11 protein-coding genes are annotated in these 12,223 nt (G+C 38.4%); 7 read left to right on the plus strand and 4 right to left on the minus strand.

Annotated features, from left to right (window positions below; all coding sequences use genetic code 11):
- Positions 1-3 precede the first annotated feature (3 nt).
- Together CCE82_RS10855 and CCE82_RS10860 are read left to right on the plus strand one after the other, a co-directional pair.
- Positions 4-654, plus strand: a complete 651-nt coding sequence (locus tag CCE82_RS10855) for an ABC transporter ATP-binding protein (protein ID WP_086429399.1) — start codon at positions 4-6, stop codon at positions 652-654.
- Positions 651-1,415: an ABC transporter permease gene (locus CCE82_RS10860; protein WP_086429400.1), complete on the plus strand. Its 765-nt coding sequence runs from the start codon at positions 651-653 to the stop codon at positions 1,413-1,415. Before CCE82_RS10855 ends, CCE82_RS10860 begins: the two co-directional genes overlap by 4 nt.
- A 224-nt stretch (positions 1,416-1,639) precedes the next feature.
- Here the strand turns inward: CCE82_RS10860 and CCE82_RS10865 are convergent, their stop codons facing one another.
- On the minus strand, positions 1,640-2,578 hold the full coding sequence (locus CCE82_RS10865) for a 1,4-dihydroxy-2-naphthoate polyprenyltransferase (protein WP_086429401.1): 939 nt from the start codon (positions 2,576-2,578) through the stop codon (positions 1,640-1,642).
- Positions 2,579-2,751: 173 nt separating this feature from the next.
- Here CCE82_RS10865 and CCE82_RS10870 point away from each other — a divergent pair, with 173 nt between their 5' ends.
- Genes CCE82_RS10870 through menB form a run of 4 tightly spaced genes read left to right on the plus strand, consistent with a single transcriptional unit; the run spans position 2,752 to position 7,386 of the window.
- Complete coding sequence (locus tag CCE82_RS10870; RefSeq protein WP_086429402.1) at positions 2,752-4,110, plus strand: isochorismate synthase; 1,359 nt, start codon at positions 2,752-2,754, stop codon at positions 4,108-4,110.
- Entirely contained in the window at positions 4,103-5,773 is a 1,671-nt protein-coding gene (menD, locus tag CCE82_RS10875; protein WP_086429403.1) for a 2-succinyl-5-enolpyruvyl-6-hydroxy-3-cyclohexene-1-carboxylic-acid synthase, read from the plus strand. Before CCE82_RS10870 ends, menD begins: the two co-directional genes overlap by 8 nt.
- Positions 5,760-6,551, plus strand: a complete 792-nt coding sequence (gene menH / locus CCE82_RS10880; RefSeq protein ID WP_086429404.1) for a 2-succinyl-6-hydroxy-2,4-cyclohexadiene-1-carboxylate synthase — start codon at positions 5,760-5,762, stop codon at positions 6,549-6,551. Before menD ends, menH begins: the two co-directional genes overlap by 14 nt.
- 16 nt (positions 6,552-6,567) lie before the next feature.
- Positions 6,568-7,386 (plus strand): 1,4-dihydroxy-2-naphthoyl-CoA synthase, encoded by an 819-nt coding sequence (gene menB, locus CCE82_RS10885; protein ID WP_086429405.1) that lies wholly within the window; start codon positions 6,568-6,570, stop codon positions 7,384-7,386.
- Positions 7,387-7,578: 192 nt separating this feature from the next.
- Here the strand turns inward: menB and CCE82_RS10890 are convergent, their stop codons facing one another.
- Positions 7,579-8,739 carry an aminotransferase class I/II-fold pyridoxal phosphate-dependent enzyme gene (locus CCE82_RS10890; RefSeq protein ID WP_086429406.1) on the minus strand — a complete coding sequence of 387 codons (1,161 nt, stop codon included), beginning with the start codon at positions 8,737-8,739 and terminating at the stop codon, positions 7,579-7,581.
- Positions 8,740-8,857: 118 nt separating this feature from the next.
- On the minus strand, positions 8,858-9,865 hold the full coding sequence (locus CCE82_RS10895) for an acyltransferase family protein (RefSeq protein WP_086429407.1): 1,008 nt from the start codon (positions 9,863-9,865) through the stop codon (positions 8,858-8,860).
- A 358-nt stretch (positions 9,866-10,223) separates the two neighbouring features.
- Here CCE82_RS10895 and CCE82_RS10900 point away from each other — a divergent pair, with 358 nt between their 5' ends.
- Positions 10,224-12,026, plus strand: coding sequence for an acyltransferase family protein (locus CCE82_RS10900; protein ID WP_086429408.1), 1,803 nt, complete (start codon positions 10,224-10,226; stop codon positions 12,024-12,026).
- On the opposite strand, the gene CCE82_RS13170 is transcribed toward CCE82_RS10900, so the two are convergent.
- Positions 12,018-12,223, minus strand: a 206-nt coding sequence (locus tag CCE82_RS13170) for a hypothetical protein (RefSeq protein WP_206184391.1), incomplete at its 5' end; no start/stop codon positions are given. The genes CCE82_RS10900 and CCE82_RS13170 overlap by 9 nt on opposite strands.

Genomic DNA, 12,223 nt, shown 5'->3' on the forward strand with positions numbered 1-12,223 from the left:
TATATGCTTGAATTAACAAACGTAAGCTACCAAACAGGTGAACGTCAAATTTTACACAATGTGAGTTGCCGTATCGAAGCGGGTGAAGCTGTTGCTGTCGTTGGACCGTCTGGAAGTGGTAAAAGTACATTGTTGAGATTGATTGCCGATTTAATTAGTCCGACAAGTGGGGAAATTCAGTTCAAAGACCAATCTTACGAGAGTTATTCACCAGAAACATTGAGACAGCACATCAGTTATTTGCCGCAAAGTGTTGAATTATTTGGTGAGACGGTTCAAGATAACTTGGCTTTCCCGGCAAAGGTGCGCCAAGTCTCGTTTAATAAGTCTAAAGCAAAGTCAATGTTGGAAAAAGTAGGTTTAAAAAAATACAAGCTTTCGGACCCGGTGCAACATATGTCCGGCGGTGAAAAACAACGTATTACGATTGCGCGGCAGCTCATGTTTACTCCAGATTTATTGATGCTTGATGAGGCGACGAGTGCTTTAGATGACAAGAGCAGTCGTCAAATTGAAAAGCTCGTGTTTGATTTAGTCCAAGAAGGTATGTCCGTTTTATGGATTACGCACAATGATGCACAAAGTCAACGTCAGTTCCACCGCAAAATGGAAATTCGTAATGGTGCATTAACGAGGGAGGCGCGTTTGTCATGATGAGTACGACTTCGCTACTGTTGACATCCTTATTATTACTCATTCCTATTTTGGTTTCGTTTAAAGAGCGACTACATATTGCAAAAGATTTAATTGTTGCTGCGATTCGTGCTGTGATTCAATTAGTGATCATTGGTTATTTGCTTGAATTTGTTTTTAAATTAGAAACGACATGGATTGTGTTGTTATTAATATTAGTCATTATGGTCAACGCCGCTGCCAATACACAGAAACGGAAACCGGAAGTTGTTCGCCATGCGTTTTGGATTTCTTTAACAGGGATTTTAACGGGTGCTATTTTATCTTTAGGTGGCGTGCTGTTAACAGGTGCTATTGACTTTAAACCGAATGAAATTATTCCAGTTGCGGGGATGGTTGGTAGTAATGGCATGATTGCGATCAATTTAAGCTATCAAAATTTAAATCGCATTTTTACGAAAGAAACAGAAGTCATTGAAGCGAAATTGTCTTTAGGTGCAAGTCCGTCTATGGCAGCAAAAGATGCGATTAGGGAAAGTGTTAAGGTAGCTATTGTGCCGACGATTGATTCGGTAAAAACGTATGGCCTTGTATCGATTCCAGGTATGATGACAGGGATGATTATTGCAGGGGTCCCACCGATGCAAGCGATTAAGTTTCAATTAATGGTCGTATTTATTCATACAACGGCAACGATTATTTCAGCATTAGTGGCGACGTATTTGACGTATCGACAATTTTTTAATGCACGCCATCAGTTAGTACAAGCCCCTGAAGATTAAAGGGTGTGAAGTGTGTGAAGTCGTAAAAAGGGTGGAATTTCCTTATACGTATTGTGTTCATTTGAGATGACACTGACGAGAAAAGTGGTAAAGTAGAGATATATTAAAAATTCTTGACTACATTTTCGTCTATCTGGGAATAGTGTGGTATGAGATATAAAAACATAAAAAAAGAATCGAAGCCTTTATAGTTTAAGACTTCGATTCGATATGCGGTGTTTGACTTACACACCACCAAGCAATGCACTGACGTAAATGCCTAATGCGTAAAGTACACCGAATAATGTATTTGTTTTACCCGCAGCAGCCATTGCCGGCATCATCGTTTGAGGTGTATCGTTCTTTTGGAAACGACGATATACTTTAACAGGTAATGGAAAACTAAGTATGACGAGTAAATAGAAAAGTGAACCGCCATCTTTAAAGAATGCAGTGTAAATGACAAATAGGTAAGCAATGGCGTAAAATGTTGCTAAAAAGATTAATGAGCCGCGTTTTCCTAATAAAATAGGTAAAGTGCGTCTACCGCTTTGACTGTCTTTTACGCGGTCACGAATATTATTTGCCATGTTGATGAGCCCAATAGTGATGACGATAGGAATACTAATCCAAAAAGCATAGTTTTGAAGGTTGCCTGTTTGGATGTAAAAAGCGATAACGATAATAATCATACCCATGAAAACACCTGAGAATAATTCGCCAAACGGTGTCCATGAGATTGGGAAAGGTCCGCCTGTGTAAAGGTAACCTACAGCCATACATAATAGACCAACAGGAATAAGCCAGAATGAACTTTGAATTGCTAAGTAGAGTCCGAGTATTGCTGCAATGATATAAAAAATAATTGCAAGTCTTAATACATGTTGCGGTGTCATCCCGTTACGTACAATGGCGCCACCAATACCTACTGATTCATGGTCATCTAAACCTTTTTTGAAGTCATAGTATTCATTGAACATATTTGTTGCGGCTTGAATGAGCAAACAAGCGAACAACATTGCTAAGAATAAACCAAAATGAAGATGGTCCTCGCTACCTAATAAAAAAAGTTTTGCAGTTGCTGTTCCAACTAATACAGGAACAACTGATGCCGTTAATGTGTGAGGACGCATGAGTTGCCAATATTTGTGAAACGTTGAATGTTTTTCAAATTGAGACGTCATGTTAGTCAACCTCTTTTTTATAATATTTATATTACATTGATATTATAAAAAAGTTTGTCAATGAAATCAATAACAATATTATGGAAAAGACACTTGTGCACACAATCGTCTTTAAAAATGTTAAAATGTAATAATGGATAAAACTTGATTATGATGAAAGAAGTGAGTATGGGATGAGTGTTGATGTCTGCGAACAGGCAATCATCAACGCGGTACAACAAACAAAACAACAATGGGTCTCAGTTGAAGTCAAATTAGAACAACAATTAGATCCGATTACGTTGTTCGATATGTCGAAAGAAGATGCAGGGGACCGTTTTTATTTTCGATTAAATGATAACGAAACTTCTTTTTTTGGATACCGTGTTGCAGCAAAAATAAAAAATGATTTCACAAATAAACGTTCTATTTTTAAAGAATGGGAAAAGTTTAAAGATGATATAGCATTAATCCATCCCGATTCGGAACGCCATCATTTACGTATTTGCGGTGGATTTCAATTTTCTACTAAGCGGATGGGGGATGAATGGCGTCGCTTTGGTGTGAATCATTTTATTTTGCCTGAAGTATTAATATCGCAAGTCAATCAAGAAACGTTTTTGACGTATACTGTACAAAAGGAAACGTTTTCGATTGAGCAATTTTATGAATTAGTTGAAAAGTTAAATCACTTACCGCGTGTGGTCGTGCAAAATACGACACCACCACAAATTAAGCGGATTGAAGATATATATAAAGATGAGTGGGAAGCATTAGTTGAAGAAACAACTGCAAAATTAGCGCATGATGAAAAGGTGGTTCTCTCTCGTCGTCGTATGGTGCAGTTTGATGCAGATATTGAAATTGGCGCAGTATTATATCGCGCGCTCAAAAACGAAAAGAACAGTTACTTATTCGCGTTAGAGTCAGAGGATGATATTTTTATTTCTCAAACGCCAGAACAGTTATTTAAAGTTACAAATGGTATGTTATCAACGAAAGCTGTTGCGGGGACAATTCCAAGAACACACAATGAAGCGCAAGATCAAGCGCGTATTAATGCGTTGTTAAAAAATGAAAAGAATTTAATTGAACATGGCATTGTCGTAGAAAGTATTCTTGAAGATATCCGACCGTTTATTCAGTATGCCGATTATAATCGTGAGCCGAAAGTATTAAAAAATGATCATTTATATCATTTATATACAGAAATTGGTGGTCCATTAGCGCATAAATCGTATATTGAATTGATAGATGATTTACATCCAACGCCTGCACTAGGGGGTTATCCGAAAGCGCGTGCATTGGAATATATTGAAGCACATGAGTTTGGTGCACGTGGCCTTTACGGTGCACCAGTCGGTATGGTGGATATGTATGACGATTGTGAGTTTATCGTAGCCATTCGTTCGATGTTAATGAATCATCAACAAGCGTTATTGTTTGCAGGTGCGGGTATTGTTAAAGATTCGGATGCTGCAGATGAAGTTGCTGAAACGGCATTAAAATTTAAACCGATGATGGTCGCTTTAGGGGTGAGTGAAAATGACTAATCAACGCTTTTTAACGGAGCAAGTGTTTCATTTTGTATCAGAATTATATGCATATGGTTTACGTGAAGTCGTGATTAGTCCAGGATCACGCTCCACACCTTTAGCGCTCGCGTTTGAGTGCCATCCACACATTAAAACATGGATTCACCCTGATGAAAGAAGTGCAGCTTTTTTTGCATTGGGATTAATGAAGGGGAGTCAGCGTCCTGTCGCGATTCTTTGTACATCCGGCACAGCTTCTGCAAACTATGTCCCTGCCGTTGCTGAAAGTCATATTAGTCGTTTGCCGCTCATTGTACTGACAAGCGATCGACCACATGAATTAAGAGGTGTAGGTGCGCCACAAGCTATTGACCAAGTGCGTATGTTTCAAAACTATGTGCGCTTCCAATTCGATTTACCGATTGCGGATGGCACGCCGAATACACTTGATGTCAATAAGTATCAATTACAAAAGGCGAGTCAGTTTTTCGATGGGCCCCACCAAGGTCCAGTACACTTCAATTTGCCTTTCCGCGAACCTTTAACACCGGACCTGTCGCGTCACGATTTGTTGACGTCATTTCATTATGAACGTCCACACTATCAAAAGACGATGGACTTCAGTGCGATACTTCCAGTGTTGAAACAATCTAAAGGGCTGATTGTTGTAGGTGATATGCAGCATCAAGATATTTCGCAAATTTTAACTTTTGCAACGATATATGATTTGCCTATTTTGGCTGATCCACTCAATGGTATTCGCGCCACACAACATCCGAATGTGGTGACGACATACGATTTATTGCTACGTTCAGGACTTGATTTATCGGCTGATTTTGTCATTCGTGTCGGTAAACCAGTCGTCTCTAAAAAGTTGAATCAATGGCTAAAAACGACAGATGCGACACAAATTTTAGTCCAAAATAACGCAGATGTAGATGCTTTTCCGAAAAGCCCAGATTACTTTTATGAAATGTCGGCCAATGACTTTTTCAGAGCATTAGGTGATATTCCAGCTGCTTATCGAAAAATGTGGTTACGACAATGGCAAAGTATGGAAGAGCAAGCGCGTCATGCGATTAAAGCCCATCAAAAAACGGCGAATGATGAAGCGGCGTATGTCAGTCGAGTACTTGATAAATTAGGTGCAGACGATGCGTTATTTGTGAGTAATAGTATGCCAATTCGTGATGTAGATAATTTATATATTGACCATCAAGCACGTATTTATGCGAATAGAGGGGCAAACGGTATTGATGGTGTCGTTTCTACAGCTTTAGGTATGGCCGTACATAAAAAGGTCACATTGCTCATAGGTGATATTGCTTTTTATCACGATATGAATGGTTTGTTGATGTCAAAACTGAATGACATTCATATGAACATCGTCTTATTAAACAATGACGGTGGTGGTATTTTTTCTTATTTACCTCAAAAAGAAGGGGCGCCCGATCATTTTGAACGTTTATTTGGCACGCCAACAGGTTTAGACTTTGAACATGCGGCACTGTTATATGACTTTAACTTTAAACGCTTCCAAGATTTACAATCGTTCGAATATAGTCATTTGGCGACAATGACCCCGACACTATTTGAGGTCGTGACGAGTCGTGAAGCGAATTACGAAGCGCATCAAAATTTATATCAGAAATTGAGTGAAGTGGTTAATGTTACATTATAACTGGTATGAGGCACAGTCAGAAACGGAAAAAGTGATTGTATTACTGCACGGTTTTATCAGTGATCAGCGGACATTTGCATCACATATTGCGCCTTTGACACAAGACGCCCATGTTGTGTGTGTAGATTTGCCAGGACACGGCGAAGATACGTCACCACAAGATGTGATATGGGATTTTGAATGGGTGTGTACACAATTACATGCTGTATGCCAACAGTTCAGTAAATATGCGGTTTATATGCATGGCTACTCAATGGGGGCGCGTGTTGCATTAGCGTATGCATTGAAATATGAAGACGAGTTAGCCGGTGTCATATTGGAAAGTGGTTCACCCGGCATTCAAGAAGAAGCGGCACGTGTCGAGCGTCAACAAGTCGATGAGGCGCGGGCACGTGTACTTGAAATTGCAGGGATTGAAGTGTTTGTCAACGACTGGGAAAAATTGCCGTTATTCCAAACACAACGCTTTCTAACTGAGACACAGCGCCTACAAATGCGTCAGTTGAGACTGGCCCAACAACCTGAACGTTTAGCGAAAGCTTTGCGTGATTACGGTACGGGGCATATGCCGAATTTATGGCCACAATTAGAAAACTTAAAATTACCTGTTCAACTGATAGTAGGTGAATGGGATGAAAAATTTGTTCATATTGCTGAGCGTATGTCTGACGCGCTTTCAGAGGCACGATTAGCTGTTGTACCCCAGGTCGGTCATACGGTAAATGTGGAAGATACAGCTAAATTTGATACAATACTATTAGAGTTTATAAAAGGTTAACTTGAGGAGGTCCACCATGGAAAGACAATGGGAAACATTAAAAGAATACAAAGAAATCAAATATGAATTTTTTGAAGGGATTGCGAAAGTAACAATTAATCGTCCCGAAGTACATAATGCGTTCACACCGAACACAGTACAAGAAATGATTGATGCCTTTACACGTGCAAGAGATGACGAGCGTGTCGGTGTCATTGTGTTAACGGGTGAAGGCGACAAAGCGTTCTGTTCTGGTGGAGATCAAAAAGTACGTGGCCATGGCGGATATGTCGGTGATGACCAAATTCCACGTTTAAATGTGTTAGACTTACAACGTTTAATTCGTATTATTCCAAAACCAGTTATCGCAATGGTTAAAGGTTATGCGATTGGTGGCGGTAACGTATTACAAGTTGTATGTGACTTAACGATCGCAGCTGACAACGCACGTTTCGGCCAAACAGGTCCTAAAGTCGGCTCATTCGATGCAGGTTATGGTTCAGGTTATTTAGCACGTATTGTCGGTCATAAAAAAGCACGTGAAATTTGGTACTTATGCCGTCAATATGATGCACAACAAGCATTAGATATGGGTATGGCCAATACAGTTGTACCCCTTGCTGACATTGAAGATGAAACAGTGCAATGGTGTAAAGAAATTATGCGTCATTCACCAACAGCATTACGTTTCTTGAAAGCAGCGATGAATGCAGACACAGATGGTTTAGCTGGTTTACAACAATTCGCTGGGGATGCGACATTGTTATACTACACGACTGATGAAGCTAAAGAAGGTCGTGATGCATTTAAAGAAAAACGTGAGCCTGATTTTGATCAGTTTCCAAAATTCCCATAAGTCTTTAATAAGATGTTAGATTAAAAGCCCGTTTTATTCATTTTAGGGATGAATAAAACGGGCTTTTGCATATGTTGCTTTTTAATATTTAGTGCTCATTTAATTATGTGAACAATGGCGTCACTGAATGATTTTTCAAAAATAAAGCAGGGTGGATATTGCGTTTCCCTAACACTTTTTCTGATAGGTTGTTTATTGGTATTTTTCTTCTAAATATTCTTGTAAGCGTTCCATGCCTTTTTTTAATAGTGCCATATCATATGCGTATGAGATGCGGACATAACCTTTACCAAAATCAGTAAATGAAGAGCCGGGAACCATCGCCACGCCTGCTTTTTCTAATACATCAACACAGAATGTAAAGTCATCATCGGAAAATGCTTCGATGTTTGGAAAAATATAAAAAGCACCTTGAGGCACGCCATCTAGACGAAAGCCCATGGATGTTAATGATTCGACTAGATAATCGCGACGTTCGACATAGGCTTGATTCATCGTTTGAGGTGCGTCTACAGCTTCACGTAATGCCGCTATCGTTGCCATTTGAGCAGGCACATTAGCACAAATACAGTTGTACGCGTGCATAAATGTCAATTTATCGATTAAGTATTGTGGGCCTGATAGAAAACCGATACGAATACCTGTAGCCGAATGTGATTTACTTAAACCATTAATCAATAGTAATTGGTCACGAATTTCGTCAAACTGCGCGAAAGATGTATGCGTATGACCGAAAGTGTTCTCGGCGTATATTTCATCGCTAATGACAAATAATGGAAGTGTTTTGATGACGTCGACAAGAGCGGCAACTTCTTCAGCGGTCAATATCGCCCCAGTTGGATTAGAAGGATAGTTGAGCAATATCGCACGTGAACGCGGTGTGATATGCTGTTGAATCGCTTCAGGCGTCACTTTAAAACCTGTCTCGCGTGTATCGATAAAAACAGGCACGCCTCCTAATGTTTGAATTAACGGAATATAACCCGCATAGACAGGGCCGGGTAATAAAATTTCATCGCCAGGATTAATAATACAGCGGAGTGCAGTATCGAGTGCTTCAGATGCACCATTGGTAATAATGATTTCTTCAGGATCATAATGGACATTAAAGCGAGATTGATAATAATTTGCGACAGCTTCACGTGTGTCACGACGGCCTTTATTGTGGGAATAAGTCGTATAGTCATTGGCAATGGCATCTTGATACGCTTGTTTAACGACAGCAGGCATATGAAAATCGGGTTGACCAATAGTCAGATTGATGACATCATTCATTTGGTTGATTTTACTTGAAAATTGGCGAATACTCGGTGCTTTTAAATATTGTGCGTATGTATTCAGTTCTAATTTCATCATAATCACGTCCTAAAAAAAGAGAAGTTAACATTTAGGATAACACGATAGAATAGCTAAAATCTAATGTAAAGTGATAGCTATCGTATCCATATCCTCATGTTAACTTTATCATTTATTATTTGTATGGTTTAAATGCGGAAGGGCGTTGTAAATGAACAACGGGATTCGTCCATTTCGCCACAAAGTTACTCGACCATATCCAAACGATAAAACAACCGAGAAGGAAGTTATAAGCAAGGCCTAACCACGGATGATCAATGAATGGATAAATTTGATGGCCACGAATGATGCCAATAAAAATGCCGTGTAGTAAGTAAACATACATCGTACGTGATCCGATATAGGTGAATGCATGATGACCTCTAGGAACTAAATTAAGAAAGGCGCACATCGTTACTAAAATAATGACGTATAAACTCAATCTTTTTAATGGACTCAATAAAAATGCGATGCCTTCAATATTTTTATAAGGTGTGCTTGCAAGTAACCAATCCGAATCGATAGGATGAACGATATAAAAAATGAAGAAGCCCACTAAAACTATCACTGACACTGGTATAAAACGTTTCAATCGGATAAACCGACTGAATCTTCCGTCCATAATATAACCGATGTAGAAAATAGGGAAGAAAACGAGTGTCCGTGACCAACTGAGATAGCCATTCACATCTGTAGAAAAACCAGCCAATACTGCAATTAAAATCGCAATAGGAAGCACATAGATTGGTTTGAATTGACGTACAATGACGATAATGACATTGAAGAAAAAGAGTGTTAATAAAAACCAAAGTGCAAACACTGGGTCAAATGGATCTAAAACTAATGTGCTATTCTTACCAGTAATAAAGTAATAGATCGAGAAAAATGCGAAAAAGATTAAGTATGGACCTAACAATTTTTTACCGACTTTTTCGATATAACCTGCTTGTCCGACATTTTTAGCAAAGTAACCAGAAATAAACAGAAAAGCTGGCATGTGAAAGCTATAAATGACAAGATAAAGTGCATATACAGCTGGTTGTGCATCACCATAAGGTTGTATTAAGTGTCCAAACACAACAAGAAATATTAAGATTGCACGTGCATTATCAAAAAATGCGTCTCTCTTTTTAGTCTGTGCCATAATACTGTGTGTCTCCTTTTTAAAATGTCATCATTAGGTTATTATAAATCCTTTTCATATTGCAAAGAAAATGAATATTAAATAGAATCATTTGCATGAATCTTAGACATACTGTTGAGAAAGATAAAATTTCGCTTATAATAATGAGGGGACTCAAAATAAAAGTGAAAAGTACGGAAATGTGAGCTTCTTGGTCAATTTAGTGTCATTATATAAGAAATAGTAATAGTTATATTCAATCATACTTTTACGATGCGTCATATATTATCTGTTTTAATTGGGATAATTTTGTGGTAAATTGAATAGCATATATCCACAAATCGTTTCTTAATAAATCATCAATTAGGAGAATGTTGTTATGTTACATCATAATTTTACTGGAATGAAACGATTGCAACATCCACCGCGGTATTTGCCGGGGCTCGACGGGTTGCGTGCAATTTCAGTTATCGCTATCATTATTTATCATCTTAATGCACAGTGGCTAGCTGGAGGATTTCTAGGTGTAGATACATTTTTTGTAATCTCAGGTTATTTAATTACATCATTATTGTTATTTGAATATGAAAACTATCAAACGATCGATTTAGCGAATTTTTGGATTAAACGTTTTAAAAGATTGATTCCAGCCATGCTATTCGTGACATTAGTATCAGTGTTATACGTCGTATTATTTGCCCCTCAAATATTACATTCTATTAAAGGGGATGCGATTGCAGCATTGTTATATATATCGAACTGGTGGTACATTTTCCAAGATGTAGACTATTTTGACCAGTTTAAGCCAATGCCATTGAAACATTTATGGTCTTTGGCTGTTGAAGAACAATTTTATATCTTTTTTCCAATCGTCTTAACGTTATTTTTTAAGATATTTAAAAGAAAAAAATGGATCGTGCTTGCATTTTTTATCATTTCTATTGCTTCGGCAGTATTAATGTTTTATATGACAACGCCTGATACGAACCATGCACGTACATACTTTGGAACAGATACTCGATTACAAACATTATTGCTAGGTGTTATTTTTGCATTTGTGTGGCCGGCGTTTCGTTTAAAGGAAAATCCGCCCAAATTTGCAGCCAATATTATAGATACTTTAGGTCTTGTCGCATTACTAGCATTACTCACTTTGTTCTATTTTGTAAATGAACAACAATTCATTCTTTATAGCGGTGGGTTTTACTGTATTTCATTACTGACATTGGTCCTCATCGCAAGTCTCGTACTTCCGAATGGGCGATTAGCTAAAGTGATGAGTAATCCTGTATTTTTGTACATTGGTAAAAGATCGTACAGTCTATATTTATGGCATTACGTCATCGTGACATTTGTACATCAATACTTTGTCGCAGGTCAGTACCCGTATTATGTTTATATCATTGACGTCGTGTTAACATTCTTGATGGCAGAAATTTCATATCAATTTATCGAAACGCCATTCAGACGTTATGGTTTCAGAACATTCTATTCAAAAGATAAAATTTGGTTGACAGTGATTCGTACGCCAATCGTTTTAGCCATTATTGTTTCAGCGGCTTTAGTGCTGAGTGGTCAATTTGATTATCTTGCCAAACAAGAGAAAAAGGCGAACAGTTATCAAACGAATCATAAAAATAATAGTAAAGATCCTGAAAAGCCGGCAGAGGATCCAGCTGAAAATGAGCAGAAAGAAGAAAAGTTTGATCCTAAAAAGCAATCACCGCTCTTTATTGGTGATTCGTTAACAGTAGGCATGGGTTATTATCTGGACGAACATTATGAAAAACCGACCATTGATGCGCAAGTTGGTCGTTCAATGGCAGCTGCAATCGAAGTCGCTAGAAACTATACGTCCTTTAATCAAAAAGGGCAACCGGTTGTGATTCAGATTGGTACGAATGGTGATTTCGACCAAGATCAAATCGAAACGCTTGTTAAAGATTTTGATAAAGCTGATGTTTATTTAATCAATACAACTGTGCCACGTGACTATAAAGATCATGTGAATCAATTGCTTAAAAAAGTCGCTGATAAACATAAACATGTGACACTGGTTGATTGGAATAAAGTTGGTGTGGGTCATACGGAATATTTTGCGTATGATGGGATACATTTAGAACATCCAGGCATTCAGAAGCTCGTGTCAGAGTTGGATAAAGAGATGAAGGCGTCAGAGTAAGTCGAAAAATAAAGCTGAAGCAAAATAGAGAAGAAGCGGTTGATGGTGAAAACCATTGACCGCTTTTTCCGTGCGCCCGGCATGGGTAACATCTTGACGGTGAAAGTCCGTTACAGGCTTGGTAGTAGGAACTGTTAGCGAAAGACAAGGGTGTCCATTGCGAAGTGGAATCTGAAGGAAGTCGGACGCAAACACTC

This window comes from Staphylococcus cornubiensis (assembly GCF_900183575.1).
Lineage (GTDB): Bacteria > Bacillota > Bacilli > Staphylococcales > Staphylococcaceae > Staphylococcus > Staphylococcus cornubiensis.